Raw genomic sequence first — 25,921 nt, 5'->3', positions numbered from 1 at the left:
GCCACCGCTGGGGGTCATGGCCACCGTTGCAGAGCTGCTACAGCCCGTCGAGTCCGATCTCGAGGCTCTGCTGAGTGATCTCCGCAGCCTGATCGGTGCTGGTCATCCGATTCTTCAGGCCGCTGCAGAGCACCTGTTCAGTGCCGGTGGCAAGCGGCTCCGTCCTGGCATTGTTCTCCTGATTTCCCGGGCCCTCGCGCCCCAGGGTGAGCTCACCAGTCGCCACCGGCGCCTGGCTGAGATCACTGAGATGATCCATACGGCCTCACTCGTCCATGACGACGTCGTGGATGAAGCCTCCACGCGTCGTGGGGTGGACACAGTTCACAGCCGTTTCAACCACCGCGTTGCGGTTCTGGCCGGCGACTTCCTGTTTGCCCAGGCCAGCTGGCACCTCGCCAATCTCGACAACCTCGAGGTGGTCAAGCTGCTCTCCCGCGTGATCATGGATCTCGCCGATGGTGAAGTGAAGCAAGGCCTCTACCGCTACGACACTGGCCAGAGCTTCGAGACCTATCTCGAGAAGAGCTACTGCAAGACCGCGTCCTTGATCGCCAACAGCGCTCGGGCTGCTGGAGTGCTGAGTGATCTGCCCGAAGCCCAGCTCGATGACCTCTATCGCTTTGGCCGTCAACTCGGTCTGGCGTTCCAGGTGGTCGATGACATCCTCGATTTCACCGGCAGCGATCAACAACTGGGTAAGCCAGCCGCCAGCGACCTGGCCAGTGGTTATTTGACTGCTCCGGCGTTGTACGCCCTTGAGGAGCGCCCTGCCTTGGCTGTCCTGATTGAGCGTGAGTTCAACCAAGAAGGTGATCTGGAGCAAGCTCTTGAGTTGGTTCGCGGCAGTAACGCCATTCAGCGCTCCCGCACCTTGGCTGAAACCTTCGCCAACGAGGCCTATGAAGCCTTGAGCTTCCTGCCACCCTCCGATTGCCGTACGGCACTGTTGGAGTTACCCGAGTTTGTTCTGAGTCGTCTCTACTGAGTTCCTTCGTTCAGTAGAGCTAAAACATCTTGGAGTGAGTCGAGAAAGTCAGTGACCTTGTTCGGGTAGAGCTTTCGATCGGCCCCTGGTGCCGGCACCACAAAGACGCGGCAGCCGGCAGCCAAGGCGGCTTGCGCCCCGGCTGGTGAGTCTTCGAATGCCCAGCTTTCCTCGCAGCTCACCCCCAAGCGCTGGGCGGCGAGTTGAAAGACGTCCGGATGGGGCTTGCCGCGTTTGAGCTCCGGGTCGTCTCCATGGACCCGTTCTTGTATCGCTTCAAGCCAGGGGTGTGGCTTGGCTTTGAGCTTCACCGCATCCCCTGAGCTGCTGGTGGCCAGGGCCATCGGTAGGCCCAGGTCGAGGCAGCGTTGCACAAGGGCCTGAGCCCCTGCCATCGGTTGGGCCTGGATCAAGAGCGCCTCGGCGATCGGCTGTCGGATGGCCAAGAGTGCCTCAGTGCTGGGGACGACCAGGCCGCTTGCGCTGATCCACTGGCGGACCTGATCGGCGCAGTCCAGGCGCCGGCGCCCCCGCAATTGCATGAGCTCTCCATCGCTTAGGGCTCGACCGAAGTGACGGGCGGCCTGCTGCCAGGCCTGCGCATGCAGGGGTTCGGTATCGAGCAGCAGCCCATCGAGGTCAAACAGGCAGCCAGCGGGATGAGCCATCACCCCATCCTGAACCCTGCAACAGCGTTACAGCGCTTCAGAGAGGGCTTTTTCCTCGCTTGAATGGCTCCATTGCGTTGTCGATGGACCATGTCCGAGACCGGGATCGAGTCGGTGCTCAATGAAGCGCGGGTGTTTGATCCACCGGCGGCCCTATCCGCAGCGGCTCGGATCGGCTCATTGCAGGCCTATCGCGATCTGGCGGCCCGTGCCCAGGCCGATCCCGATTCCTTCTGGGGTGAGGCCGCTCGGCAGGAATTGCATTGGTTTAAGCCGTTTGAGACGGTGCTCGATTGGAGCAATCCACCTTTTGCGCGCTGGTTTGAGGGGGGGCAAACGAATCTCTCCTACAACTGTTTGGATCGCCACCTCAATGGGCCTCGGGCGGACAAGACGGCCCTGATCTGGGAAGGCGAACCGGGTGATGTGCGCCGCTTCAGCTACCGCGAACTGCATGCGGAAGTTTGCAAAGCCGCCAACGCCCTGAAGGCCCTGGGCATCGGTAAAGGTGACCTGGTGGCCCTCTACATGCCAATGGTTCCTGAGGCTGCCATTGCCATGCTGGCCTGTGCCCGTATCGGCGCACCCCATTCCGTGGTCTTCGGTGGGTTCTCCGCCGATGCCCTGCGCGATCGTCTGATCGATGGCGAGGCCAAAGTCGTCATCACCGCTGATGGCGGCTTCCGCAAGGACAAGCCCGTTTCCCTGAAGCCCGCCGTTGATGAAGCGCTGGCGGCCAAAGGTGGGGCTCCAAGCGTTGACCACGTCCTTGTGGTCAAGCGCATCGACTCTGGCTGTGGCATGGAGTCCGGCCGCGACCACTGGTGGCATGAGCTGGTGGATGGCCAGAGCAGCGACTGCGCGGCCGAGCCGATGGAGAGCGAAGACCGCCTCTTCGTCCTTTACACCTCGGGTTCCACGGGGAAACCCAAGGGTGTGGTTCACACCACGGCCGGCTACAACCTCTGGGCTCACCTGACCTTCCAGTGGATCTTCGACATCCGTGAAGACGATGTGCACTGGTGCACAGCGGATGTGGGCTGGATCACCGGCCACAGCTACATCGTCTACGGACCCCTTTCAAACGGCGCCACGACGGTGATGTACGAGGGTGCGCCTCGCCCCAGCAAGCCGGGTGCCTTCTGGGAGCTGATCGAGAAACACCGCTGCACGATTTTCTACACCGCACCAACGGCGATTCGCGCCTTCATGAAGAGCGGCCGTGAGGTGCCGGATCAGTACGACATGAGCTCCCTTCGGATCCTTGGCACCGTGGGTGAGCCGATTAATCCGGAGGCCTGGATCTGGTATCGGGATGTGATTGGTGGAGGACGGTGTCCGATCGTCGACACCTGGTGGCAGACCGAAACCGGGGGGGTGATGATCAGCCCCCTGCCTGGGGCGACACCGACCAAGCCGGGCTCAGCAACCCTTCCCCTTCCAGGCATTCAGGCCGACATCGTCGACCACGACGGCAACTCCCAAGGAGCCGATCAAGGGGGTTACCTCGCGATTCGTCGGCCCTGGCCGGGGATGATGCGAACGGTGCACGGGGATCCCGACCGTTTCCGCAAGAGCTACTGGGAAGAGATTCGCCCTGCTGATGGGTCCCACATCTATTTCGCCGGTGATGGTGCTCGCCGCGATGCCGACGGCTACTTCTGGGTGATGGGCCGGGTCGACGACGTGATCAACGTCAGCGGCCACCGCCTTGGGACGATGGAAATTGAAAGCGCCCTGGTGAGCCACCCCGCCGTGGCCGAATCCGCTGTGGTGGGCCGCCCGGATGATCTCAAGGGTGAGGGCATCGTGGCCTTCGTCACCCTTGAGGCCGGTCGCAGTGGTGATGACGCCTTGATTGCAGAGCTTCGCAGCCATGTGGGCAAAGAGATCGGTCCCATTGCCCGCCCCGATGTGATCAAGTTCAGCGACGCCCTTCCGAAGACCCGCAGCGGCAAGATCATGCGCCGAATCCTGCGTTCCCTGGCCGCTGGTCAGGAGGTCAGTGGCGACACCTCAACCCTCGAGGATCGCTCGGTCCTCGATCAGTTGCGGGTCTGATTCGGGCTCTTCCACCACTGCAGCAGTTGATCGGCCAGTTGATCCAGTTCCCTCTGCCGGGCTGGATCATCGGCCCATCCCCCCAGCAGGTTTTGACGAAGCCCGGCGCTGGCTGGGGTCAGGTGATCCCCAGCCCGCTCGATCAATTGGGAGCTGTCTCGGCTCCGGTTTTGAAGCACCTGCAGAAGACGTGCACTCTGATCGAGTTGGTCGCTGCGAAAGCGCACTAGCAGGTTGTTGGCTTGGCTGTAATTCCGCGCGATCAGGCGCAGCGTCTCCTCGGGGGACGGACTGAACTCACTGGTTACCCCAAGGGCTGGTCCGAGCTCTGCCAGGAGTGGCACGCTGCGCTCCGCGGAGAAGTTGTTGAAGCTCATCGCGGCCAATGCGCTGCAGCCTCGACCGTTATCTGGAGCGAGCAGGTGAAGTTTGCAGCCCAGGCTGTGGCCGAGCCGCAGTGGTGCAGGCTGCTCGGGGTCCCGCCGCTGGCGAAAGGCCTTCCAGGCTTGATTGGCCTGGGCCTGATGGTCAAACCCTGGGACGTAGCTCCAGGCATGGATCGCGAACCCCTGCCGCGCCAGCGCTTCCAAGAGCCGTCGGTAGCTGATCTGCGGTGTCGCGGCCAGGTAGCTGCCGCCAATGAACTCGACCAATCCCTTGGGTTGGGGAGGGGTCCAGCACCAAAGACTTCCCCGCTGCCGCCAGCTCACGCGGCCTGCAGGCGCTTCAGGCAATCCAGGGCCTCACGGCGATGGGCCGGTCCGTCCAGGAGATTGTTGAAGACGTGGCGGACCACCCCTGCAGCGTCGATGACGTAGGTGACACGACCCGGCAGAAGGCCCAGCACACCGGGCACACCAAAGGCCTTTCTCAGCTGGTTGTTGTGATCCACCAGCAGCGGATAGGGCAGGTTGTGGCGGCTGGCAAAGCGCTGGTGACTGTTGGCGTTGTCGCCACTGACTCCCCAAACCTCCGCCCCCAGAGCTTGCAGGTCTGCGTAGCTATCGCGGAAGGCGCAGGCTTCAATAGTGCAGCCTGGGGTGTCGTCCTTGGGATAGAAGAACAGCACGAGGGACTTGCCGGACAGTTGATCGCTGCGGCGCTCAATGCCGTTCTGATCCTGCAGGGCGATCAGGGGAGCGCGATCACCGCTCTTCAGGGCTTGGGCCAAGGCCGACTCAACAGTTCCTCAAACCCTAGGGAGGGGCTGGCCAAGGCTGAGATCATGGGGCCACTGCAGAGGTGGAGATGGCCAGGGGTGACGCTGAGATGGGCGATCAACAGACGCTCTCTGCTTGGGAGCAGGTTGATCTGCTCAGCCTGGTCAGTGGATCTGTGTCAGTGGCACGTACCGAGCCGGAGCCGGAGCCGGAGCCGGAGCCTGAAGCTGAGCGTCAACTGGATCCGGAATCTTTCTTGGACCCCGTCCCTGATCTGCCTGAGCAACCTGATCCCTCCCCAGTCGCTAGTGCCTCGCCGCCGGGGCCACCTGAGCGACTCTTGATCCTCGACACGGAGACCACGGGACTCTCCCCAGGTGAGCACCGCTGTATCGAGGTCGGCGCCGTTCTGTTTTCAGTTCCAGATCGCTCCGTGCTCAGTCAGGTCTCGTTCCTCTTGCCTTGCCAGAGCAATGCGGCTGAGCCGGTGAATGGCATCGCACCAGCCCTGACCCAACGTCCTCAGCCCTGGCAGGCCGGCTTGGCCTGCTTCGAGGCGATGGTCGCCGCCGCTGATCTGTTGCTGGCCCATAACGCTGCCTTCGATCAACAGTGGTTCGGCCTTGGTTCGCTCCCTGCCTTGACGAAACCCTGGCTCTGCTCGATGGAGGACATTCGCTGGCCCCAGGAGCGCCAGCTGCGATCCACACCTTCGGTCCGTGATCTGGCCTTGGCCTACGGCGTTCCGGTTTGGGCGGCCCATCGCGCCTTGACCGACTGCATTTATTTAGCCCAGGTGTTTGAGCGCTGTGATGACCTCGAGAGCCTTTTGCTGCAGGCGATGGAGCCGCGCCGCCTCTATAGGGCACGCCTGTCCTATGAGGAGCGCCACAAGGCCCGTGAGGCTGGATTCCGCTGGAATCAGCCGGTCAGTGGAGCCTGGAGTCGCCGTTTGTCAGAGCGGGAGGTGGCGCTGCTGAACTTTCCGGTTGCTCCGGTTGATGAGGCAGGTGACCTGCGCAGCGCCTGATTTGCTTCAGCAACAGGAAGCGGACCCGCTCATTTCACGGACTGTGTGAGCAAGTTCTTCATTTTGGTGGGTGAGTTCTGGTTGAACGCATGTCTGCTCATGCTCGTGGTCATCCCTCAAGGCCCTGTGCGGTCAGTAAGGTCCAGCGCTGGCAGCGCAGCCGCACGTGGGCACGTCTGATCCGTGAAGCGGAAGCCCTTTGGCATGTGGATGTGCGCGAACTTCATCGCCTGGCGGCGCTGGAGTTGTCGCAATTGCTTGAGGAGGTGCCGCCGGGTCTGCGTCCCAGAGTTAACCGCTGGCTCCAGGGCTATCACGTGATGACACGACTGGAGTCCGATTCAAAGAGTTAACCCGTGCCTGTCGGATTCAGGACACAAAAAAACCACCCCGGGAGAGGTGGCTCTTGGTGAACTTGCCGGTGATCAAATCGGAGCGGCGGGATTTGAACCCACGACCCCCACTACCCCAAAGTGGTGCGCTACCAAGCTGCGCTACGCCCCGGCGAGAAAGAAGTTATCACAGCGCTTTGCCGCGTTTCGAGCGAATTTTTCTCAGCATCCTGCGGCTCAGTTGTTCGCGGTTTAAGCCCGCATAGCCCCAGAGGCGGAGGGCCTGGGCCAGCTCCCTCAATTCCCGCAGGTTCATCGAGGCCAGGCGCAGTTCAGGGACCTTTTGCCAGGCGTTGGCAGCGGGCGGCAAAGCACTGCCAAGACGACCGGGCTTCAGGCTGGAGAGCGCTCCATCGGCCATCCATTCGGGTACCAGGACAAACAGCACGGCCAGCAACCCGTAGAGCTCCACCAAGCCACGGGGGAGGGGATGCAACTGCCGAGGGGCGTTGGTCTCAGCCGATTCGGTGATAGGTCTTGGCTCCGCGTCAGCGCCGGAGCCATTGTTCCGCAACCGACGCTCACTCCCAAGGGGGGCAGAGTCAGAGCTGTCCGTTTCAGATGACCTCAGCAGGTCGACTCTGGGGGGAGCTGGGGCTCTCCAGGGCCGGTGGGTCTTTCCAGAGCATCGGTGATTCAGTGCTGGGCGCCAGGCGGACATACCAAAACACCAGGGCAAACACCAAGCCCAAAGTGGCCAGCATTCCAATGATCACGGTGCGATCGGGCAACGGATTCATCAGACCTGATCCACGCGCAAACAGTGCATTCGCATCGGCAGTTGCTCAAGGGTGAGTTCATCACCGCGAAGGATCATTTCCATGCCGTCGCTGCTGTAGCGGACTCCGGGTTCATTGCTTTGCAGCCGAAAGAACGTTCTGCGGTGACCACCGCTGATCAGTGAGGCTTGGGATTGGTTCCGCTCGATCACGAGCATGCCCTTGTCATGGCAGAGGTAGCGGTCTTTGATCGCGTAGTCCTCCCACCACGGGGACTGCATGGCTTGAGCCATGAGTAGGGCGAATCCGAGCATCAGAGGCCGATGGGGGTGTTGTCTCCCCGAAGGACGCAGTGGCTGACGCTCCAGTCATAGTGCTGCCAAACCGCGGCGGGAAGTTGGTAATGGCAGCCCTCCCACTGCTGGTCGAGCAACACACCTTGGGGTTGGGCTGAGCAGTAGGGGCGGCTGCCCGGGCGTGCCAAGTACTGCTGGTGGTACCCCTCGGCGAAGAAGAAGGGTTGACCAACAGCGATTTCCGTGGTGATGGCTCCTTTCCCTGCGCCATCTAGTAGCTGTTGGTAGCGATCACAGGACGCCTTGGCGACCTCCAGGAGTTTCGGGTCGTGGACGTAGATCGAGGAGCGGTACTGGGTGCCAGTGTCATTCCCCTGGGCCATGCCCTGGGTTGGGTTGTGGCACTCCCAGAAGAGCTTCAGGAGATCGCTGAAATCCACCGCATTCACATCCCAAACCACACGCACCACTTCCGTGTGGCCCGTCCGGCCCGAGCAAACCTCCTCATAGGTGGGGTTAGGGGTGTAGCCACCGGCATAACCGACGGCTGTGGTGATGACCCCTGGAAGTCGCCAGAACCCTTTTTCCGCGCCCCAGAAACAACCGCAGCCAAAGAGGGCTTCCTGTTGGCTGGTGCTCAAGGGGGCCTTCAGCGCCGTGCCCAGCACCACGTGCCTCTCGGCGGTGTTGATGGGATCGGGGCGCCCTGGCAGGGCGGCTTCTGGAGCGATCAGGTTTGCTTTGGATCCACCCATTCCCTGAAACAGTCCGAACACCACAGAAGCCTTTGCTGGCAAGAGCCTAGAGAGTTCAACCCTCGGCCGAAGTGGATTCCAGTGCGATGTGATTCAGCAGCGTTGTGGTGAAGGCAAAGAGCAAAAACGGCAACGACAACACCAGGATCAGTCCGACGCCAACAAGAGCGACCAAGGGTTTACTGGCGCCCATTAGGGCGAGTCCGGCCGCCAGGCTGACAAAAATCACCAACATCCAGATCAGGATTTGGCCGTAGATATCGCCAAACGTCAGGGTGCAGCGCAGGCGGTAGGCGGTGCTGGTGAGCATGGGACGCTCAGCGGAGGCATTCCCTCCAGCTAAGCGAGCTCCAGCGCTCTTGTCTGGAGTTGTTGCAAGAACGATGTCGTCTTTCAGGCCACTTGGCTGAGTTGCTCTTCCGCCTGTTCACGTTCCCAGAGGCGCCGGTAGGTGCCAGGTTGCTCCAACAGCGCGCTGTGGTGACCTTGTTGCACAAGGCGTCCTTCGTCCAACACCAAGATCCGATCACAGGCCGCCGCTGCTGAGAGCTGGTGGCTGATCATCAAGATCGTTCGGTCCTGTTGTGCCCGAATTGAGCTGAGAATCTCTGCGGCGGTGTTGTTATCGACGCTGGCCAGGGCGTCATCGAGAACCAGCAGCGGAGCCTGAACGAGCAAGGCTCGTCCGAGGGCCGTGCGTTGGCGCTGACCACCACTCAAGGTGATGCCGCGCTCTCCCACCAGGGTCTTGTAGCGATCCGGGAACCCCCGTACATCAGCGGCAAGCCGGGCCTGCTCGGCGGCTTGCTCCACCCGTGTTTGATCGGCTTCGGGGTCTCCATAGCGGAGGTTGTCAGCCAGGGTGGCGGTGAACAAATACCCCTCCTGGGGCACCAGGGCGACCTGTTGGCGCAGCCGCTCGAGCTCCAGCTCTGTGATGTCGGTCCCGTCGAGGTAAAGCTGCCCCTGGGGGACCTCCACCATCCGGCCCAGCGCCCTGGCCAGGGTTGTTTTGCCGCATCCCACGGGCCCGACGACGGCCACGAGTTCACCGGGGTTCAGGCTGAAGCTGACGTCCTCGAGTGTGTTTCGCTCTGCATCCGGATAGCGCAAGGTCAGACCTCGCGCTTCGATTCCTGCCGCTTGGCTGCCAGTCCGTCTGGGAATCGGGCGTGGAGCGGCGGGGGATTGGATACGCGGTCTGCGGCGCAACAGCTCTTCAACCCTCTCCAGGCTCACCTGACCGGTTTGAAAGGTGTTGAGGGTGAAGCCAAGGAGAGCGGTGGGAAAGACCAGGCGCTCGACATAAAGAATCAAGGCCACAAGGTCGCCGATGGAGAGTCGGCCGCTTTCAAGCTGTCCGCTCCCGAGGGCCAGCAGAAGCAGCAGGCTGACCGAGGAAATGCCTTCCAGCAGCGGGAAAAGTGTGCTTCGGGTCCGGGCTAATTGCAGGGCGTCGTCGCGATAGCGCTTGTTACGCCTCTCGAAGGCGTCCCGCTCCGTGCGTTCCTGGCCATAGATCTTGATGGCGCTGATGCCCGAGAGGTCCTCTTGGATCAGATCGCTTAATTCCCCTAGGGCTTCCTGCTGCCGGCGTTGCTGGCGCATCATCCGGCCGCCGAATAGGCGAACAGTGATCAGCATCAAGGGGTAGAGCCCCACCGCGGCCAGACTCAAGAGCGGGTCGATGGCGAGCATCGCCGGCAGGGTCAGGGCATAGGCGAGGACTGTGTTCGTCAGGCTCAGGACGGCGAAACCCAGAAGGCGCCGGACGTTTTCAACGTCGCTGGTGGCCCGGCTGATGACTTCGCCACTACCGGTGCTCTGGACCCAACCGGGCTCCTGGCGGAGCATGTGGTCAAAGATCTTTTGCTTCAGTTGGGCCTCGACCTGCCGGCCCACCCCAAAGACCAGCATCCGTGAGAGCAGGCGGACGCCACCCATCAGGGTCGCGAGCACCACGATGACCCCGGCCATGCGCAGCACGGCGCCGTAGGTAAAGCCGTCCTGGAGGTCGTCGATGACGGCCCGCACCATCAGCGGAATGGTGACGCTCAGGACGTTGACGACCACGAGCGCGGCGACGCCCAGAAGCACCGTGCGGCGATAGGGCCGCAGGTAGCGCAGGATCAGTCCGAAGCGGATCGCCGCCATGAATCCAGGCAAGGTCCCGCCAACCTAGGCAGCGACCCCAGAACCGCGTTGTTGAGCGATGCTGTCCCGGCGCTTCCTCCGTTAGGTCGATGGACGAGAACCAACAGGTACATCCTCTCTATGCAACCGAACGCGACCTGGTGGACCGGTTGCTAGCCACTGAGGCTCCGGTCGATGCCGATCTGGTGGAGCTCGGCCGCTTGTTGATGCGCTACGAGGGATTTCCCGGCGCCTCTGATCTTCAGGACGATCTGCACAAGACCTTGCGCCTCTGGGGCTTGAGCCTCGAACAGTTGCATCAGCGCACGCGAGCCATCTGGGCTGCCGGATACCGCCCAGGGGTCGAGGCTGCCCCGCAGGCCGTGGGCTCTGGTTTTGATACGTCCGATCAGGACAATCCCTGAACCTATTTCTTGCTAGAGACCAACCCTGATCACCCTTTTTGATGGCAGCCTCCCAGTCCTGGTCAGCTCTTCTCGATCAACTTCTGTGCGGTGAGTCCCTGCAGGGATCCCAGGCTCAGTCCCTGATGGAGGGTTGGCTCTCCGAGCAACTGGAGCCCGTGATGACGGGTGCTCTGCTGGCTGCCCTGCGGGCGAAGGGGGTCACGGGTGAAGAACTGGCGGCCATGGCCGAGGTCTTGCGGGCGGCTGCCCCTCTCCCCTGTGATCGCCCTGAGCTCCCTCTGGTGGATACCTGCGGCACCGGTGGGGATGGGGCCAACACCTTCAACATCTCCACCGCGGTTGCGTTTGTTGCTGCCGCCTGCGGCGCCCAGGTGGCCAAGCATGGAAATCGCAGTGCCAGTGGCAAGGTCGGCTCCGCCGATGTTCTCGAAGCGGTAGGGCTGAACCTCAAGGCTCCGACCCATCAGGTGGTTCAAGCCTTGAACGCCGCTGGAGTGACCTTTTTGTTTGCCCCTGGCTGGCATCCCGCCTTGGTGGGATTGGCGCCGCTTCGTCGGGCCCTAGGGGTACGGACGGTGTTCAACCTGTTGGGTCCCCTGGTCAACCCACTCCGCCCGGACTATCAAGTGCTGGGCGTCGGCGCTGCTGATCTCCTGGATCCCATGGCCGACGCTCTGGCTCGACTGGGATGTCGTCGTGCCGTCGTGGTCTACGGCCATGGCGGCCTGGATGAGGTCTCCCTTTCCGGTCCCAGTGAGTTGCGCCTGATTCGCGATGCTCAGGTGGAGCGCCAGCTGCTGGATCCCCAGTCTCTGGGGCTGAGCCTTGCTCCGATGGAGGCCCTCCAAGGTGGAGAACTCGAGGACAACGCCCGCATCCTTAACGCGGTCCTGCAGGGGCAGGGCACCCAGGCTCAACAGGATGTGGTGGCCCTCAATGCGGCCCTAGTGATTTGGGCGGCTGGCTTGGCTGAGTCCGTCCAGGCGGCCCTGCCACAAGCCCAGGCTGCGATGGTGAGCGGTAGTGCCTACGCAAGGCTGCTCAGCCTCAGTCAGGCCCTGGCTTAGAACCCCCTTACGGGATGATGAAGGGATGAGCAGCTCACCGACTTCTCAACCAGCCCTCCTTGTGTTGGCTGATGGCCTGGTGTTGCGTGGTGAAGCCTTTGGCGCCAAGGCGACCGCCTTGGGCGAGGTGGTGTTTAACACCGGCATGACGGGCTATCAGGAGGTCATGACCGACCCCAGCTACGCCGGCCAGTTGGTCACGTTTACCTACCCCGAGCTGGGGAACACCGGGGTGAACAGCAGCGATCAAGAGGCCGATGCCCCCCATGTGCGCGGTGTGATCGCCCGTCAGTTGGCCCCAAGGGAGAGCAACTGGCGCAGTGAAGGGAGCCTGGAAGCCTGGTTGCAGCATCACTCTGTCGTCGGTATTTCCGGCATCGACACCCGTTCTCTGGTCCGCCATCTGCGCGAGGGCGGGGCCATGAATGGCGCCATCAGCACCGATGGCACCACGCCACAGCAATTGTTGGAGCAAGTTCGGGCGATGCCGTCGATGGCGGGCCTGAACCTCGCCAAGGAGGTCTCAACCCCTGAGCCCTACAGCTGGACGTCCCTCTGTCCGGCGAGCTTCGATCAACGTCTGCAGGACAACCCGGCCACCCCTTACAGGGTCGTTGCGATCGATTTCGGTATCAAGCGGGCCATTCTCGAGCGACTCGTAGCCCATGGCTGTGATGTCACGGTCTTGCCAGCTGATGCCACCCCGGAGCAGGTGCTGGAGCGGCAGCCCGAAGGTGTCTTTCTCTCCAACGGTCCTGGTGATCCGTCGGCCGTGTCCAGTGGGATTGACCTGGCGAAAGCTCTCGTCGCGCACGAGAATCTCCCCCTGTTTGGGATCTGCCTCGGACATCAGATTCTCGGACTGGCCCTGGGCGGAACCACCTTCAAGCTCGGGTACGGCCACCGCGGCCTGAACCACCCCTGCGGCACCACGGGCGTGGTGGAGATCACCAGCCAAAACCATGGCTTTGCTTTGGATGCCGACTCCCTCCCGGCTGACCAGATGGAAGTCACTCACTTGAATTTGAACGACCGCACCGTTGCGGCGTTTGCCCATCGCCAGAAGCCGATCTTCGGGGTTCAGTACCACCCAGAGGCCAGTCCGGGGCCCCACGATGCGGACCACCACTTCGGCCGCTTTGCAGCCTTGATGAGCGAGCGACGGGGCTGATCGATCGAACTTTGTTTCGGTCCTGCCCGTTTCGAAAACTCTCATTACACTGCGTTCGCCAGTGACGTCAGAGGTCAGCAGCCATCACTGATCTGCAGCGATTGACCGTCTCTCTACGCGGTGGTTTTGAACAGCAGGACGGTTGTCTTCTGTTCAGCTTCACCGGGCAGTTGGATGCCTACTCCGAGAAGCAATTTCTCGCCTTCATCAACGACCACCTCACCAGCACCCCTCAGCCGCTGGTGATTGACCTGAGCAAGATCGACTTCATCGATTCATCTGGTCTCGGTGCTCTCGTGCAGTTCGCCAAGCACTGCAACGACCAGAAGATCCAGTTTTTGGTGGTCGGTAACGCGAGGGTCGTCCAGACGGTGAAACTGGTAAGGCTTGAGGAGTTCCTCCATCTCCAGCCTGACCTCAACACTGCCCTCGGATCAATCGCAGCCTGATTCGTCCGCCTGGTTGACCCAGCTCCAACCGCCGGGATTGACCGGGGAGTTGGGTCCACTTCAACTGGCCTGGCTGGGTGATGCCGTCTGGGAGCTGCATCAGCGCATGCGCCGTTGCCGCCAAGCTGGGCGGAGCGCTGATCTGCACCGGGCCGTTGTCGCCGACGTCCGTGCCGATGCTCAAGCTGACGCCTTGGATCGCCTGCAGCAGAAGGGGTTTCTCCTGGAGGAAGAACTGGAGTGGGTGCGGCGAGGCCGCAATAAGGCGGGCCGGGGGCCCCGCAAAGGCGAGGCCGGTGTTTATGGCAAGGCCACGGGATTTGAGACAATGGTGGGCTGGCTCTTTCTGCAGAACCCCAGCCGCCTTGCACAGCTGCTGGCAGAACTCGAGGACGCCGACTGATAAACCCTTTGCCTGACAACCATGAGCCCCCGTTTTGATCGTCGTAAAGACCAGCGTTCGGGTTCTGGCGGTGGAAAACCTCCCCGTGCCGGAGGCCGTTTTGGTGGTGAACGATCGGGTGGAGAGCGCCGCGGCGATCGTTTCGGCGGTGAGCGCTCGAGCGCCGACCGGGGTGGCGACCGCTTTGGCGGAGAGCGCTTTGGAGGAGATCGCTTCGGTGGAGACGAGGCTGGTGGAGCCCGTCCTGCTTACCGCTCAGGCGGCCGTCCTGGCGGTCGCCCAGCGGGCAGGCCCGGCGGCGGCCGACCTGGCTTCCGAGGCAGCTCCTCCCGTCCTTTCTCCCCCCGTGGTGAGTGGCGTCCCGATGGCGAAGACCGCGGTTCTGCTGGTCAGGGGCGTGAGCGGTTCTCCCGTTCAGAGGGACGGCCTGATAGCCGTGGCGATGCCTCCAGTCGCCCTGAGCGGCGTGGGGCTCGTCCCCAGGGTCGACCGTTCTTGAAGGGCCGCGGTTCCGACCGCTTCCGTGATGCTGGCTTAGATTCTGGACGCGACGGTGGCCGCGATAGCGGTAGGGCCCGTTTTGCCGGACGTCGCGAGGATCCGCGCGGCGGTCGTAAACCGTTCTCCCGCGATCGCGATCAGGCCAAGCCGATTGCCGTTGAGGTTCCGGTCGGCGAAGCCGAACGGTTCAACGCCTATCCCGCCGATGACTTGATCTGGGGCCGCCACGCTGCCCAGGCAGCCCTGGAGAGCGGTCGTCCGGTGCATCGCATCTGGTGTACCCCTGAGATGCGCTTCCAGCCCCGCTTCCTTCAGTTGCTGCGCGAGGCCAAGTCTGGCGGGGTGTTGGTGGAGGAAGTCACCTGGTCACGCCTGGGCCAGCTGACCAATGGAGCGGTTCACCAGGGCATCGTCATGCAGGCCGCTGCGGCCGACACCCTGGACCTGGGCAGCCTGATCGACGGTTGTCGTGATCTGGGCGAACCGCCCCTGTTGATGGCCCTTGATGGCATCACTGATCCCCACAATCTCGGGGCGATCGTTCGCAGTGCTGAAGCCCTGGGGGCCCACGGCCTTGTCCTGCCCCAACGGCGTAGTGCGGGGCTGACCGGTTCGGTCGCTAAGGTGGCTGCGGGTGCTTTGGAGCACCTACCCGTGGCCCGTGTGGTCAATTTGAACCGAGCCCTCGACAGCCTCAAGAACGAGGGTTATCGCGTCATCGGTCTCGCCGGTGAGGGCAGCGTTGCCCTCAGTGAGGCTGATCTCGATGGTCCCTTGGTGGTAGTGACTGGCTCGGAAGGCGATGGCCTCTCGATGTTGACCCGCAAGCACTGCGATCAGCTGGTGCGGATCCCGATCCGGGGTGCAACCCCCAGCCTGAACGCCTCGGTGGCCACCGCGATGGTGCTCTACGAGGTCGCTCGCCGCAGTTGGATGCAGAAGATCTCCGGAGCCGCTCCTGCTCCTCGCATTGTGCGTCCGCAGATGCCCACGCCTCCTCCGCTGGAACTCCCCGAAGAGGACAGCACGGCCGTAGCCGAAGTGGCGATCAGCCCTGCCGAGGAGGTCCGGGCTGAACAGCTCGTGAACGATGTCATGGCTGAGTTCCAGGCTGATGCCCAACCCATGCCGGATCAGGGGGATGGGGCCGTTGAGCTTTCAGATGACTCCGCTGATGGGGCCGATCCCTCCGCGACGTTCTCCTCCGACATCAAGCTCTAATGCTGCGCTCTGCCGATCCGGAGCCACAATGGGTTGATCGCCATACGCCTGGATGACCCCCCTTCTTCGGCCTCTGCGCAGCATTGCCAACGGGTTTGGCATGGCTTGGTGGGCCCGGGTCGAAACCAGGCAGCCGGATGTGACCTACTGGTTTGGCCCCTACATCCGGCGCAGCAGCCTGGAGGCGGCCCTTCCTCCTTTCTTGGCTGATCTGCGCAGTGAAGGGGCAGCTGAGATCAACCATGCCCTGCTCAAGACCCGGCGGGCTGAACCCCTGACCATTGAGGCAGGGGCCTGAGGTCCTGAGGGACCCCGGGTTGGCTGATAGCGTCAACCCTTGGTTTGGACCTGGGTTTGATGGGTATCGCCGAGTGGCGCGACCAGCTCAAGAGTGGCGATGTCTCCGCGCGCGAGCTCACCGACCATCACCTCAGCCGGATTGAGGCGGTCGAACCCAGCGTCAACGCTTACACCGAGGTCACCGCAGAGCGGGCGCGGGCCGATGCCGACCGCATTGACGCCCTGAGGACCTCCGGAGCCGAGCTGCCCCCGTTGGCCGGTGTCCCGCTTGCGATCAAGGACAACCTCTGCACCCGAGGGATCCGTACGACATGCTCCAGTCGGATGCTGGAGAACTTTGTTCCCCCCTACGAATCCACGGTGACCGAGCGCCTGTGGGGCGCGGGCGCGGTCTTGCTTGGCAAGACCAATCTCGATGAGTTCGCCATGGGAAGCTCCACCGAGACCTCGGTGTTCGGCCCGAGCCGTAACCCCTGGAACTCCGAGAAAGTTCCTGGGGGAAGCTCTGGTGGCAGTGCCGCTGCGGTTGCGGCCGGCGAGTGCGTGGGTGCTCTGGGTTCGGATACCGGTGGCTCCATTCGCCAGCCCGCCTCGTTCTGCGGCGTCGTCGGCTTGAAGCCCACCTATGGGCGCGTCAGCCGCTACGGCTTGGTTGCTTTCGCAAGCTCCCTGGATCAGGTGGGCCCCTTCGCCAACAGCGTCTCTGATGCGGCTGAGCTGCTTCAGGTCATCGCTGGTGAGGATCCACGGGATTCCACCTGCTTGAAGGCACCTGTGCCCGACTATCGGGCTGCCTTGACCCAGCCCGTAGCCGGGTTGCGGGTCGGGATCGTGCGGGAGTGCTTTGAAGCGGAAGGTCTGCATCCTGAGGTCAAGGCCTCGGTGATGGCCGCCGCCGCCCTGCTGGAAGCCCTGGGCTGTGACCTCGTCGATGTCAGTTGCCCTCGCTTCAACGACGGCATTGCGACCTATTACGTGATTGCTCCGTCGGAGGCCTCAGCCAACCTGGCCCGCTACGACGGCGTGAAGTACGGCTATCGCGCAGAAGAGGTCGGCAGCCTGGCGGAAATGACGTCCCGCAGCCGGGCGGAAGGCTTTGGCGATGAGGTGAAGCGTCGAATTTTGATCGGCACCTACGCCCTCTCCGCCGGTTATGTCGATGCCTATTACAAGAAGGCCCAGCAGGTCCGCACCTTGATCCGCCGCGACTTTGACGCGGCCTTTGGCCAGGTCGATGTGCTTCTGACCCCCACCTCTCCAACCACTGCCTTTGGCTTTGGCGCCCATGCCGAAGACCCCCTGGCGATGTACCTGGCTGATCTGCTGACGATCCCCGCGAACATGGCTGGCTTGCCTGCAATCAGCCTTCCCTGTGGCTTCGATGGTTCGGGCCTGCCCATTGGTGTTCAGCTGATCACCGGCGTGCTCCAAGAGGAGCGGCTCCTGCAGGTGGCTTACCACTACGAGCAGGCCGCTCGCGTCATGGAGAAGCGTCCCCAGGCGTCCCTGGTTCCTTGATCGCTAGGGATGGGGTGTTGAGCTGAAGAACTGGCGAGCAAAGCCCTGAATCTGGTGTTGCCGGCTTAGCCTTGGCCCAGCCCTGGCCCCATTGTCTTCTTCCCGCTTGGCCTTCGTCCCCCTCCATAACCACAGCGATTACAGCCTTTTGGATGGGGCGAGTCAGCTGCCGGCCATGGTCAAGCGGGCGGAGGAGTTGGGCATGCCGGCGATTGCCCTGACGGACCACGGCGTCATGTATGGCGCCATTGAGCTGCTCAAGCTCTGCCGCGGCAGCTCGGTCAAGCCGATCATTGGCAACGAGATGTACGTCATCAATGGCTCCATTGATGACCCCAACCCACCGAAGAAAGAGCGCCGCTATCACCTGGTTGTTCTGGCCAAGAACGCCGTCGGCTATCGCAATCTGGTCAAGTTGACCAGCATCAGCCACCTGCGCGGCATGCGAGGTCGGGGCATCTTTTCGAGGGCCTGCATCGATAAACCAACCCTCGAGCGCTACAGCGAGGGTTTGATCATTGCCACCGCTTGTCTCGGCGGAGAGATTCCCCAGGCGATCTTGCGGGACCGACCAGACGTTGCTCGGGATGTGGCTCGCTGGTATCAGGGGGTCTTCGGTGACGATTTTTACCTCGAGATCCAAGACCATGGGTCCCCGGAAGATCGGATCGTCAATGTGGAGATGGCCAAGATCTCCAAAGAATTGGGGATCCCGTTGGTGGCGACCAACGACGCCCACTACCTCACCAGCAACGACGCCGAAGCCCATGACGCCCTGCTCTGCGTCCTGACCGGCAAGCTGGTCACCGACGAGAAGCGTCTTCGCTACACAGGCACCGAATTCATTAAAGGCGAGCAGGAAATGCTCGGGCTCTTCGCCGACCATCTCGAGCCTGAGGTCGTGGCCGAGGCCGTCGCCAATACGGCACTGGTCGCCGAAAAGGTTGAGGACTACGACATTCTTGGGCGCTACCAAATGCCCCGTTTCCCCATTCCCGAGGGACACACGCCGGTGAGTTACCTGCGTGAGGTCACCGAGCAGGGCCTGCGGGTGCGATTGGGTCTGCCCGAGGACAGTGGTTTCGAACCCACCTACGGGGAACGGCTTGACTTCGAGCTTCAGGTGATGGAGCAAATGGGCTTCCCGACCTACTTCCTGGTGGTCTGGGACTACATCCGATTTGCCCGTGACAACGGCATCCCCGTCGGCCCCGGTCGAGGCTCCGCCGCCGGTTCACTGGTGGCCTACGCCCTGGGCATCACCAACATTGATCCGGTCACGAACGGTCTGCTGTTCGAGCGCTTCTTGAATCCAGAGCGGAAGTCGATGCCTGATATCGACACGGACTTCTGCATCGAGCGACGTGGAGAGGTGATCGACTACGTCACCGAGCGCTACGGCGAAGACAAGGTCGCTCAGATCATCACCTTCAACAGGATGACCTCGAAGGCCGTCCTCAAGGATGTGGCCCGCGTGCTGGACATCCCCTACGGCGATGCCGATCGTCTCGCCAAGTTGATCCCGGTGGTGCGCGGAAAGCCCGCCAAGCTCAAGGAGATGATTGGCGAGGAATCACCAGCTCCTGAGTTCCGAGAGAAGTATCTCGGCGACCCCGCGGTGAAGCGTTGGGTCGACATGGCCATGCGCATCGAGGGCACTAACAAAACCTTTGGCGTCCATGCCGCCGGCGTGGTGATTGCAGCGGATCCCCTCGATGAAGTTGTGCCGTTGCAACGCAACAACGACGGTCAGGTGATCACCCAGTACTTCATGGAAGACGTGGAGTCGATGGGCCTTCTGAAGATGGACTTTCTGGGGTTGAAAAACCTCACGATGATCGACAAGACCGTCGATTTGGTTCACCAGAGTTCTGGAGTGAGCATCGATCCTGATGCCCTTCCGCTGGATGATCCAGGCACCTTTGGTCTCTTGGCCCGCGGAGATCTCGAAGGCATTTTCCAGTTGGAATCCAGTGGGATGCGACAGATCGTGCGCGACCTCAAACCCTCTTCCCTCGAGGACATCTCATCGATCCTTGCCCTCTATCGACCCGGCCCGCTGGATGCTGGTTTGATCCCGAAATTCATCAACCGTAAGCACGGCCGTGAGGCGATTGATTTCGCACACGCCAAGTTGGAACCGATCCTGCAGGAGACCTACGGGATCATGGTTTACCAAGAGCAGATCATGAAGATCGCTCAGGATCTGGCTGGCTATTCGCTTGGAGAAGCAGATCTGCTGCGCCGGGCTATGGGCAAAAAGAAGGTGTCGGAGATGCAGAAGCACCGAGGCATCTTTGTGAAGGGGGCCAGTGACCGCGGCGTCGACGCCAAGATCGCCGATGAGCTATTCGATCAGATGGTGCTCTTCGCGGAGTACTGCTTCAACAAGAGCCATTCCACCGCCTACGGCGCGGTGACCTATCAGACCGCCTACCTCAAGGCTCACTATCCCGTGGCCTACATGGCGGCGCTGCTCACGGTGAATGCCGGCAGCACCGACAAAGTGCAGCGCTACATCTCCAATTGCAATGCGATGGGGATCGAGGTGATGCCCCCCGATGTGAATGCCTCTGGCATTGACTTCACCCCCGTCGGTGATCGCATCTTGTTCGGTCTCTCGGCTGTTCGAAACCTTGGGGATGGGGCGATTCGCGTCCTGTTAGAGGCCCGCACGAATGATGGTCCCTTCCAGTCTCTGGCTGATCTTTGCGACCGGATTCCGGGGACCACCTTGAACCGTCGCTCCCTTGAAGCGCTGATCCACTGCGGTGCCATGGATGCCCTCGAACCTGAGGCCAACCGGGCTCAGCTGATGGCAGACCTGGACTTGATCGTTGATTGGGCGGCCTCCAGGGCCCGTGATCGAGCCAGTGGTCAAGGCAACCTCTTTGATCTGTTTGCGGCTCCTGAAGCCAACGAAGCCGATGGATCCCAGGGGGGCGGCAACGATGTGAGCACCGCTCCAAAGGCGGCACCGGTGAAGGATTACCCCCCCACTGAGAAGCTGAGGCTTGAGAAGGAGCTGGTCGGTTTTTACCTCTCCGATCACCCCCTCAAGCAGCTCACCCGTCCTGTCCAGCTGCTTTCACCGGTGGGCCTCGGTGGTCTCGAGGAGCAAGCCGACAAGGCGAGGGTCAGTGTTGTGGGCATGGTGTCGGGACTGCGGCCAGTGACCACCAGAAAGGGTGACCGCATGGCCGTCCTTCAACTCGAGGATCTCAGCGGCAGTTGCGAAGCAGTCGTTTTTCCGAAGACCTATGCCCGCCTCTCGGATCACCTCATGGTCGATGCCCGCCTGTTGGTCTGGGCGTCCGTCGACCGGCGAGACGAGCAGGTTCAGCTGATCGTGGACGACTGTCGCGTGATCGATGAGCTGCAGTTTTTGGTGGTGGAACTGGATGGTCACCAGGCCAGTGACATTGCCATTCAGCACAAGCTGCGGGAATGCCTGAACCAGCACCGCACGGAAAAAGATGAGGGCGGCGTGCGGGTCCCCGTCGTGGCCATGGTCAAGGACCAAAGCCAAGTTCGTTATGTGCGCCTGGGCCACCAGTTCTGCGTGCGCGATAGCCGCGCCGCACTCAGCAGTCTGGAGGCGCAGGCCTTCCGAGCACGTCTCAGCTCGAAGCTGGTGGCCGCTTAACAGAGTTGCGCAGGCGGTTGATGTTGACGCCGACCTGCTCAAATCCCAGCAGGCTTCCTGCTGAGGTTTCCCAACTCGCTGACAAGACCCCGTAGCTCAATCCAACCAGTCCCAACAGGAAAAAACCCCCAGACGTCACCAGGGTGGCGACGGGGGGAATGTCCAACAGACCACGGCTCACCACCACATAACTGCCGATGAAGCTGCCCATACCCATCAAGGTGGGGAGCCCGGTGGCGATGGCCACACGTCGTGCCATGCGATTGGCGACGGCGGGTGGGATGGCCTGTGTGGAACGACCTTTGGTTGCTTTGGATTGGCTCGAGGGGACGCTTGGAGCAAGTCCGCCGCCACCTGTTTGTGGGCGGGAGCGGTTTTTCCCCTCCTTTGCCATCTCAGCCGCGGATGCCCAGCTTTTGGATCAGGTCGGTGTAGCGCTTCTCGCTGTTGCTGCGCAGGTAGCTGAGGAGGCGCTTGCGGCGACCGATCATCTTCAGCAGACCCTGGCGGGACGAGAAGTCATGGATGTTGCCTTGCAGGTGACCACTCAGCTTGCTGATGCGCTCGCTCAGCATCGCCACCTGAACTTCCACGGAACCGGTGTCGGTGCCATGGGTCTGGTGAGCGTTGATTAGTTCCTGCTTCTTGGTTGTGTCGAGCGACATGCGCGGCGTCTGGCCCTGACGGTGCAAACAACCAACTTACTGCCCCGTGGGGCAGACCACGCCTCAGGCTGCATCGCGGGAGAGGTAACGCAGGCTTTCACGTAGCCAGGCGTCACCGTCCTCACCCAACTCCTGGCTTTGCTGGCTGACGGCCCGCAGGGCCCGGTTGATCTCCAGTGCTTCGTAGCCCAGGGCCGCAAGGGTCAGCTGAACTTCCTCCCTGACGCCCTCCGCTGGCCCCCCTACGCCGTCGCCGGCCTGAAGATCATCGGCTTGGCTCAACTGCAGGCTCTCGCCGTGGCGCTCCTGCAGCCGCGTTCGCAACTCCACTGAGAGCCGCTCTGCGGTGCGCTTGCCCACCCCGGGCGCCTGGCAGAGCTGACGCAGGTCGGCCTGCACAATCGCTCGCACCAGCTCTTCGCAACTCAGAAGACCGAGTAGCCCCAGGGCCATCTGCGGCCCAACGCCGCTGACGGCCACAAGCTCGCGGAATAGATCCCGCTCATGCCGCGCAGAGAAGCCGTAGAGCGTCCAGCTGTCCTCACGGATGACCTGGTGGATATGCAGGGTGGCCTCTGTGCCGTTTCCCCCGAGCTGATCCCAGTGCCTGCGGGGCATGTGGACTTCATAGCCCACGCCTGAACAGACCAGCAGAACGCCGAATCGGTTGTTCAGATGCCAGCGATCGGCGAGTTGCCCTTGCAGCCAGCCGATCATGGGGAGACGCTTACTGCTGCCCATGCTGCCCGGTCTGACCACCCAGGCTGATCGCCTTGCACCACTTTCCCGCCTGTTGAGTTGGGGTTTCGCCCTGCTGTTGACGGCCGTACTGGGCCTGGGGCTCGGGGGATGTGTCGGTTCCGGGCAGCCGCCCCAAAAGGTGTTGCTCTCGGCTCTGGCACTCCAGATCGACCTGACCCAACGCTCGATCGCCGATGCCCTGACCTTGGATGCCGCTGGTCCGCCGCAGGTCAGTCGCGTTCGCGTGGAGTCCCAGGAGAGCCTTCCTATCGGTGGCGGCAAGGGCATCCATCTCAGTGGCCGTTTTGATTGGCGCCTCGCAGGGGACCCCATCCGTGTTGACAGCGCCTTTGACCTCTATCTGCAGCGGGGCGAGCGAGGCCAGAGTTGGCGCTTGGCTCGCCCCAGCGGCAGCGAAGACGGAGCAACCCAGGACTGGTTGACCTACCCCCTGCCCTTGAAGGGAGAACAGACCTAAGCGGACTTGCGTCGCTCGGGCTTCAGGCTCAAGAGCGTCGCGGTCAGCACCAGGATCGCTGCTGTGGTGGTGTCAGGGTCCAAGGGCTCCTGGAACAGGAGCCAGCCCCAAAGGGCCGCCAGCGGGACCTGTCCATAGCTCATGGCCGTCGCCCGTGCGGCCGGCATCCCAAGAAGTCCCTTCGTGATTCCGATCTGTCCCAGCTGCGTGAACAGACCCACACCAACCAGGGCTAAGAGTTCCCAGCTGCTTGGCCAAACCGGCTGCAGCAGGACCATGGGAGCGGTGAGCACCAATCCCACCAAGGGGAAATAAAAGACGATCACCAGCGGGTGCTCGGTGCGACCGAGGGCGCGGACACTGACATAGGCGCAGGCGGATAGCAGCGCCCCCGCTAGTGCCAGCAAAACTCCCCCCAAGGGCAATGGCGAGGCCTGGACCCCGAGCCATGTGCTGCCGAGTGGGCCAAGCATGCCCGTGAGCTCCATTGGGTTGCTGAGGATCACCACAGCCATCCAGCCCAGAAGAGCAGCGATCCAGACCTTGGCTCCCAGCCGTTCCTTCAAGAGCAACCAGGCCAGCAGTGCCGTGAAGGTGGGCTGCAGGTACTGAAGGACCGTGGCCGGTGCCAAGGGCAGTGTTGCCAGAGCCGCGAAGACGCAAAAGAGGGCTCCTGTGCCAATGGCTCCCCGCAGGATCAGCAGTCCTTTGCGCTGTCCCCAGGGATCCAGCCCCGCCTGCCGCAGCATCACCACACTGAGCAACAGGCTGATGGCGGAGCGGGCCATGACGACCTCGGCCACAGGGATCCGTCCGCCCAGTGCTTTGACGCAAACGCCCATCAGGCTGAAGCTCAGCGTGCTGGACAGCATCCACAGGCTGGCCCTGCCATCCTGGAGCGTCACTTGCGTCCGGAGCGTGTCAGTCCCTCGCCTCCATCCCCGCACGATCGAGGCCGTTAAAGAGCGCGCTGACATCGTCGATGTGGTGGGTGAGCACGTCGTGCTCAAAAAGAAGGGCAGGGAATTCGTCGGGGTTTGCCCCTTCCACGACGACAAATCACCGTCGATGACGGTGTCACCGGCCAAGCAGTTCTACTACTGCTTCTCCTGCGGTGCTGGTGGCAACTCGATCAAGTTTTTGATGGAGTTGCAGCGCCAGAGCTTCAGTGACGTGGTCCTGGAGTTGGCGCGTAAGTACCAGCTTCCCGTCGAAACCCTCGAGGGCCCCCAGCAGGAGCGCCTTCGTCAGCAGCTCTCTCGCCGCGATCAGCTCCACAAGGCCCTCTCTTTGGCTGCTGGTTGGTTTCGCTCGCAACTGCGTGCTCCTGAGGGAGCCGCTGCGCTGGATTATTTGAAGACCAGTCGTGGTCTCAATGAGGCCACCCTCGAGAGTTTTGGCCTGGGCTATGCCCCAGAGCGTTGGGATGGTCTCTTAAGCCATCTCCAGCAGGTGGAGGGACTGAGCCCGGAGCTCTTGGAGGCTGCAGGCCTTGTGGTGCCACGCCGCGGGGGGGATGGCTTTTACGACCGCTTTCGCCATCGGGTGATGGTCCCGATTGCGGATCGCCAGGGCCGCATCATTGGCTTTGGTGGCCGCAGCCTCGATGGTGGTGAGCCCAAGTACCTCAACTCTCCGGAGACCGAGGTCTTCGAGAAAGGCAAACATTTGTTTGGCCTCGACAAGTCGGTCAATGCGATTCGCAAGGCGGATCGCGCCGTTGTGGTCGAGGGCTACTTCGACGTGATTGCCCTCCATGCCGCTGGGATCACCAATGCGGTGGCGGCCCTTGGCACGGCCCTGAGCAATCAGCAGATCACCCAGCTTTGCCGTTGCTGTGATGGCAAGCGGCTGATACTGAATTTTGACGCCGATGGTGCTGGGGTCCGTGCCGCCCAGCGCGCCATCGGCGAAGTCGAGCAACTGGCTCTCCAGGGCCAGTTGGAGCTGCGGGTTCTGCACCTGCCCAGCGGTAAGGACCCCGACGAATTTCTGAAGGTGCACGGAGCAGCGGATTACCGCTCTCTGCTTGATCAATCTCCCCTTTGGCTCGATTGGCAGATCGACCAGGTTCTGCACGGCTGCGATCTCAGCAAGGCCGATCAGTTTCAAAAGGCGGTAACCGACCTGGTAGCCCTGCTGGGCAAGCTGCCTGCCAGCGCCGTTCGATCCCGCTACCTGCAGCAGGTGGCCGAGCGTCTCAGTGGCGGACAGGCCCGGCTCGCGCTGCAGTTGGAGGACGATCTGCGTCAGCAGGTCAAAGGTCAGCGCTGGCATGGCCGCTCCCGCCGTTGGGAGCAGCCCGGTGAGGCGGGTCTGCGGGAGCGGGCCGAAGCGGAGGTCCTGCGGCTCTACCTCCATTGCCCGACCTATCGCGGTCCGATTCGCGCCGAGTTGCGGCGCCGTGAGCTTGATGATTTCGCCATTGCCCATCACCGCCAGCTCTGGGCTGTGATCAGCTCCTTGGAGGAGGACAACCTCGGTGTCGGACGACTGGAGGCGATCAACCGGGGCAGCGATCCCGGCATGGAGTTGACCGATCTGGATCTGCCGCGCCTGCTGAGCGATCAGCTTCTGCTTGCGGACGATCCCGACTCAGGACTGTCTACGGAATTGCTCGCTCGTCTCACACCACTGCTGGAGCCCAGTGACGTTCAGCGTTTATCTCTAAGCAACCCTCCCCTGCAACTGCGGGGTGCCACCGCGGCGTTGGAACGCCAGCGGAGCATGAAGCGTGCCCGTCACCTCCTGGATGCCTGGAGCAGTCAGCGGTTGGAGACCCTGGAGCGCTGCATTGCCCGGTTGCTGGATGACTCCCAGGCTCCGCCCGCTGAGGCGGAGGCCGAGAGCTCCGATATGGAAACCCGCATCGAAGCGATGTTTGCCGAGCTCAACAGCGATGCCCTGCGTTTCCAGGACCTCTATTACAACGAGCGAAAACATATTGACCACCTCGATTCTCAGCGGCGGGCCAGTTTTGAAGACGTCGTTGCTGAGTCCCAGGACGCTCAGCCGGCTTAGGGCGCAATGTCCTTTCCCTACAGCTCTGTTCTTTCCTGCCCACCGTCGCTATCACAAGGTTGAAGCTCTCCGGTCTCTCCCCTGACTGACGTCCGTTCACTCGCGACTCG

At 62.3% G+C, this 25,921-nt stretch carries 29 protein-coding genes and 1 tRNA gene; 16 read left to right on the top strand and 14 right to left on the bottom strand.

Features of this window, described 5'->3' with window-relative positions; all coding sequences use genetic code 11:
* The first annotated feature begins 16 nt into the window (after positions 1 to 16).
* A complete protein-coding gene (sds, locus tag ACLM42_RS05705; protein ID WP_247910874.1) occupies positions 17 to 988 on the top strand; it encodes a solanesyl diphosphate synthase in 972 nt (323 codons plus the stop codon).
* On the opposite strand, the gene ACLM42_RS05700 is transcribed toward sds, so the two are convergent.
* Positions 982 to 1,656, bottom strand: coding sequence for an HAD family hydrolase (locus tag ACLM42_RS05700; protein WP_415400012.1), 675 nt, complete (start codon positions 1,654 to 1,656; stop codon positions 982 to 984). The two genes, sds and ACLM42_RS05700, sit on opposite strands and share 7 nt — an antisense overlap.
* Before the next feature lie 90 nt (positions 1,657 to 1,746).
* Here ACLM42_RS05700 and acs point away from each other — a divergent pair, with 90 nt between their 5' ends.
* Positions 1,747 to 3,717: an acetate--CoA ligase gene (acs, locus tag ACLM42_RS05695; protein ID WP_415400011.1), complete on the top strand. Its 1,971-nt coding sequence runs from the start codon at positions 1,747 to 1,749 to the stop codon at positions 3,715 to 3,717.
* On the opposite strand, the gene ACLM42_RS05690 is transcribed toward acs, so the two are convergent.
* Complete coding sequence (locus tag ACLM42_RS05690; protein WP_415400010.1) at positions 3,702 to 4,427, bottom strand: DUF1350 family protein; 726 nt, start codon at positions 4,425 to 4,427, stop codon at positions 3,702 to 3,704. The genes acs and ACLM42_RS05690 overlap by 16 nt on opposite strands.
* A complete protein-coding gene (locus ACLM42_RS05685) occupies positions 4,424 to 4,888 on the bottom strand; it encodes a peroxiredoxin (protein WP_415400009.1) in 465 nt (154 codons plus the stop codon). The genes ACLM42_RS05690 and ACLM42_RS05685 overlap by 4 nt, the downstream gene beginning before the upstream one ends.
* Before the next feature lie 77 nt (positions 4,889 to 4,965).
* Between ACLM42_RS05685 and ACLM42_RS05680 the strand changes: the two genes are divergently transcribed.
* Together ACLM42_RS05680 and ACLM42_RS05675 are read left to right on the top strand one after the other, a co-directional pair.
* Positions 4,966 to 5,907 (top strand): 3'-5' exonuclease, encoded by a 942-nt coding sequence (locus ACLM42_RS05680; RefSeq protein WP_415400008.1) that lies wholly within the window; start codon positions 4,966 to 4,968, stop codon positions 5,905 to 5,907.
* An 89-nt stretch (positions 5,908 to 5,996) separates the two neighbouring features.
* Positions 5,997 to 6,260, top strand: a complete 264-nt coding sequence (locus ACLM42_RS05675; RefSeq protein WP_247910879.1) for a hypothetical protein — start codon at positions 5,997 to 5,999, stop codon at positions 6,258 to 6,260.
* A 77-nt stretch (positions 6,261 to 6,337) separates the two neighbouring features.
* Here the strand turns inward: ACLM42_RS05675 and ACLM42_RS05670 are convergent.
* The 7 genes from ACLM42_RS05670 to ACLM42_RS05640 all read right to left on the bottom strand — a co-directional run bounded on the left by ACLM42_RS05670 (position 6,338) and on the right by ACLM42_RS05640 (position 10,223).
* A tRNA-Pro gene (locus ACLM42_RS05670) sits at positions 6,338 to 6,411 on the bottom strand.
* A gap of 15 nt (positions 6,412 to 6,426) precedes the next feature.
* Entirely contained in the window at positions 6,427 to 6,735 is a 309-nt protein-coding gene (locus ACLM42_RS05665; RefSeq protein WP_247910880.1) for a hypothetical protein, read from the bottom strand.
* 121 nt (positions 6,736 to 6,856) lie between these two features.
* Complete coding sequence (locus tag ACLM42_RS05660) at positions 6,857 to 7,039, bottom strand: hypothetical protein (protein WP_247910881.1); 183 nt, start codon at positions 7,037 to 7,039, stop codon at positions 6,857 to 6,859.
* Positions 7,039 to 7,332, bottom strand: coding sequence for a hypothetical protein (locus tag ACLM42_RS05655; RefSeq protein WP_415400007.1), 294 nt, complete (start codon positions 7,330 to 7,332; stop codon positions 7,039 to 7,041). Before ACLM42_RS05655 ends, ACLM42_RS05660 begins: the two co-directional genes overlap by 1 nt.
* The gene (gene msrA / locus ACLM42_RS05650; protein WP_371820731.1) at positions 7,332 to 8,069 is read right to left on the bottom strand and encodes a peptide-methionine (S)-S-oxide reductase MsrA; all 738 of its coding nucleotides are present in this window, start codon (positions 8,067 to 8,069) and stop codon (positions 7,332 to 7,334) included. The genes ACLM42_RS05655 and msrA overlap by 1 nt, the downstream gene beginning before the upstream one ends.
* 55 nt (positions 8,070 to 8,124) lie before the next feature.
* The gene (locus ACLM42_RS05645) at positions 8,125 to 8,379 is read right to left on the bottom strand and encodes a hypothetical protein (protein ID WP_247910884.1); all 255 of its coding nucleotides are present in this window, start codon (positions 8,377 to 8,379) and stop codon (positions 8,125 to 8,127) included.
* 83 nt (positions 8,380 to 8,462) lie between these two features.
* Complete coding sequence (locus tag ACLM42_RS05640) at positions 8,463 to 10,223, bottom strand: ABC transporter ATP-binding protein (RefSeq protein WP_415400006.1); 1,761 nt, start codon at positions 10,221 to 10,223, stop codon at positions 8,463 to 8,465.
* 140 nt (positions 10,224 to 10,363) lie between these two features.
* On the opposite strand from ACLM42_RS05640, the gene ACLM42_RS05635 reads away from it, so the two are divergent.
* The 10 genes from ACLM42_RS05635 to ACLM42_RS05590 all read left to right on the top strand — a co-directional run bounded on the left by ACLM42_RS05635 (position 10,364) and on the right by ACLM42_RS05590 (position 20,906).
* Entirely contained in the window at positions 10,364 to 10,627 is a 264-nt protein-coding gene (locus tag ACLM42_RS05635; protein ID WP_415400005.1) for a DUF3288 family protein, read from the top strand.
* Positions 10,628 to 10,668: 41 nt separating this feature from the next.
* Positions 10,669 to 11,697, top strand: coding sequence for an anthranilate phosphoribosyltransferase (trpD, locus tag ACLM42_RS05630; protein ID WP_415400004.1), 1,029 nt, complete (start codon positions 10,669 to 10,671; stop codon positions 11,695 to 11,697).
* Between the two features lie 25 nt (positions 11,698 to 11,722).
* Positions 11,723 to 12,868 (top strand): glutamine-hydrolyzing carbamoyl-phosphate synthase small subunit, encoded by a 1,146-nt coding sequence (gene carA, locus ACLM42_RS05625; RefSeq protein WP_415400003.1) that lies wholly within the window; start codon positions 11,723 to 11,725, stop codon positions 12,866 to 12,868.
* A gap of 101 nt (positions 12,869 to 12,969) precedes the next feature.
* Complete coding sequence (locus tag ACLM42_RS05620; protein WP_247910889.1) at positions 12,970 to 13,317, top strand: STAS domain-containing protein; 348 nt, start codon at positions 12,970 to 12,972, stop codon at positions 13,315 to 13,317.
* A 49-nt stretch (positions 13,318 to 13,366) separates the two neighbouring features.
* Positions 13,367 to 13,720 (top strand): Mini-ribonuclease 3, encoded by a 354-nt coding sequence (locus ACLM42_RS05615; protein ID WP_415400136.1) that lies wholly within the window; start codon positions 13,367 to 13,369, stop codon positions 13,718 to 13,720.
* A 34-nt stretch (positions 13,721 to 13,754) separates the two neighbouring features.
* Positions 13,755 to 14,219, top strand: coding sequence for a hypothetical protein (locus ACLM42_RS05610; RefSeq protein WP_415400002.1), 465 nt, complete (start codon positions 13,755 to 13,757; stop codon positions 14,217 to 14,219).
* Positions 14,216 to 15,442 (top strand): 23S rRNA (guanosine(2251)-2'-O)-methyltransferase RlmB, encoded by a 1,227-nt coding sequence (gene rlmB, locus ACLM42_RS05605; RefSeq protein WP_415400001.1) that lies wholly within the window; start codon positions 14,216 to 14,218, stop codon positions 15,440 to 15,442. The genes ACLM42_RS05610 and rlmB overlap by 4 nt, the downstream gene beginning before the upstream one ends.
* 52 nt (positions 15,443 to 15,494) lie before the next feature.
* Positions 15,495 to 15,740 carry a DUF1816 domain-containing protein gene (locus ACLM42_RS05600; protein WP_415400000.1) on the top strand — a complete coding sequence of 82 codons (246 nt, stop codon included), beginning with the start codon at positions 15,495 to 15,497 and terminating at the stop codon, positions 15,738 to 15,740.
* Between the two features lie 59 nt (positions 15,741 to 15,799).
* Complete coding sequence (gatA, locus tag ACLM42_RS05595) at positions 15,800 to 17,260, top strand: Asp-tRNA(Asn)/Glu-tRNA(Gln) amidotransferase subunit GatA (RefSeq protein WP_415399999.1); 1,461 nt, start codon at positions 15,800 to 15,802, stop codon at positions 17,258 to 17,260.
* Positions 17,261 to 17,366: 106 nt separating this feature from the next.
* Positions 17,367 to 20,906, top strand: a complete 3,540-nt coding sequence (locus tag ACLM42_RS05590) for a DNA polymerase III subunit alpha (RefSeq protein ID WP_247910895.1) — start codon at positions 17,367 to 17,369, stop codon at positions 20,904 to 20,906.
* Here the strand turns inward: ACLM42_RS05590 and ACLM42_RS05585 are convergent.
* The 3 genes from ACLM42_RS05585 to ruvA form a co-directional block, all read right to left on the bottom strand.
* Positions 20,881 to 21,300: a photosystem II biosynthesis protein gene (locus ACLM42_RS05585; protein WP_415399998.1), complete on the bottom strand. Its 420-nt coding sequence runs from the start codon at positions 21,298 to 21,300 to the stop codon at positions 20,881 to 20,883. The two genes, ACLM42_RS05590 and ACLM42_RS05585, sit on opposite strands and share 26 nt — an antisense overlap.
* A 1-nt stretch (position 21,301) precedes the next feature.
* The gene (gene rpsO / locus ACLM42_RS05580) at positions 21,302 to 21,571 is read right to left on the bottom strand and encodes a 30S ribosomal protein S15 (protein ID WP_185187548.1); all 270 of its coding nucleotides are present in this window, start codon (positions 21,569 to 21,571) and stop codon (positions 21,302 to 21,304) included.
* 63 nt (positions 21,572 to 21,634) lie between these two features.
* Positions 21,635 to 22,288, bottom strand: a complete 654-nt coding sequence (gene ruvA / locus ACLM42_RS05575; protein ID WP_415399997.1) for a Holliday junction branch migration protein RuvA — start codon at positions 22,286 to 22,288, stop codon at positions 21,635 to 21,637.
* Between the two features lie 22 nt (positions 22,289 to 22,310).
* On the opposite strand from ruvA, the gene ACLM42_RS05570 reads away from it, so the two are divergent.
* Complete coding sequence (locus ACLM42_RS05570) at positions 22,311 to 22,790, top strand: hypothetical protein (protein ID WP_371820732.1); 480 nt, start codon at positions 22,311 to 22,313, stop codon at positions 22,788 to 22,790.
* On the opposite strand, the gene ACLM42_RS05565 is transcribed toward ACLM42_RS05570, so the two are convergent.
* Positions 22,787 to 23,662, bottom strand: coding sequence for a DMT family transporter (locus tag ACLM42_RS05565; RefSeq protein ID WP_415399996.1), 876 nt, complete (start codon positions 23,660 to 23,662; stop codon positions 22,787 to 22,789). The genes ACLM42_RS05570 and ACLM42_RS05565 overlap by 4 nt on opposite strands.
* Positions 23,663 to 23,708: 46 nt before the next feature.
* On the opposite strand from ACLM42_RS05565, the gene dnaG reads away from it, so the two are divergent.
* Complete coding sequence (gene dnaG / locus ACLM42_RS05560; RefSeq protein ID WP_247910900.1) at positions 23,709 to 25,811, top strand: DNA primase; 2,103 nt, start codon at positions 23,709 to 23,711, stop codon at positions 25,809 to 25,811.
* The last annotated feature ends 110 nt before the right edge of the window (positions 25,812 to 25,921 follow it).

This window comes from Synechococcus sp. W4D4 (assembly GCF_047716805.1).
Lineage (GTDB): Bacteria > Cyanobacteriota > Cyanobacteriia > PCC-6307 > Cyanobiaceae > Vulcanococcus.
Note: the sequence above shows the minus strand (reverse complement) of the source record. Positions and strands in the feature narration are given on the sequence as shown.

Coding starts and splice junctions, on each gene's coding strand:
- msrA (WP_371820731.1), bottom strand. CDS start 8,069: ATGGGTGGATCCAAAGCAAACCTGATCGCTCCAGAAGCCGCCCTGCCA.
- carA (WP_415400003.1), top strand. CDS start 11,723: ATGAGCAGCTCACCGACTTCTCAACCAGCCCTCCTTGTGTTGGCTGAT.
- ACLM42_RS05660 (WP_247910881.1), bottom strand. CDS start 7,039: ATGAATCCGTTGCCCGATCGCACCGTGATCATTGGAATGCTGGCCACT.
- gatA (WP_415399999.1), top strand. CDS start 15,800: ATGGGTATCGCCGAGTGGCGCGACCAGCTCAAGAGTGGCGATGTCTCC.
- ACLM42_RS05640 (WP_415400006.1), bottom strand. CDS start 10,223: ATGGCGGCGATCCGCTTCGGACTGATCCTGCGCTACCTGCGGCCCTAT.
- rpsO (WP_185187548.1), bottom strand. CDS start 21,571: ATGTCGCTCGACACAACCAAGAAGCAGGAACTAATCAACGCTCACCAG.
- ACLM42_RS05565 (WP_415399996.1), bottom strand. CDS start 23,662: ATGCTGTCCAGCACGCTGAGCTTCAGCCTGATGGGCGTTTGCGTCAAA.
- ACLM42_RS05700 (WP_415400012.1), bottom strand. CDS start 1,656: ATGGCTCATCCCGCTGGCTGCCTGTTTGACCTCGATGGGCTGCTGCTC.
- ACLM42_RS05655 (WP_415400007.1), bottom strand. CDS start 7,332: ATGCTCGGATTCGCCCTACTCATGGCTCAAGCCATGCAGTCCCCGTGG.
- acs (WP_415400011.1), top strand. CDS start 1,747: ATGTCCGAGACCGGGATCGAGTCGGTGCTCAATGAAGCGCGGGTGTTT.
- sds (WP_247910874.1), top strand. CDS start 17: ATGGCCACCGTTGCAGAGCTGCTACAGCCCGTCGAGTCCGATCTCGAG.
- ACLM42_RS05680 (WP_415400008.1), top strand. CDS start 4,966: ATGGCCAGGGGTGACGCTGAGATGGGCGATCAACAGACGCTCTCTGCT.
- ruvA (WP_415399997.1), bottom strand. CDS start 22,288: ATGATCGGCTGGCTGCAAGGGCAACTCGCCGATCGCTGGCATCTGAAC.
- ACLM42_RS05600 (WP_415400000.1), top strand. CDS start 15,495: ATGACCCCCCTTCTTCGGCCTCTGCGCAGCATTGCCAACGGGTTTGGC.
- ACLM42_RS05585 (WP_415399998.1), bottom strand. CDS start 21,300: ATGGCAAAGGAGGGGAAAAACCGCTCCCGCCCACAAACAGGTGGCGGC.
- ACLM42_RS05675 (WP_247910879.1), top strand. CDS start 5,997: ATGTCTGCTCATGCTCGTGGTCATCCCTCAAGGCCCTGTGCGGTCAGT.
- trpD (WP_415400004.1), top strand. CDS start 10,669: ATGGCAGCCTCCCAGTCCTGGTCAGCTCTTCTCGATCAACTTCTGTGC.
- ACLM42_RS05570 (WP_371820732.1), top strand. CDS start 22,311: ATGCTGCCCGGTCTGACCACCCAGGCTGATCGCCTTGCACCACTTTCC.
- ACLM42_RS05645 (WP_247910884.1), bottom strand. CDS start 8,379: ATGCTCACCAGCACCGCCTACCGCCTGCGCTGCACCCTGACGTTTGGC.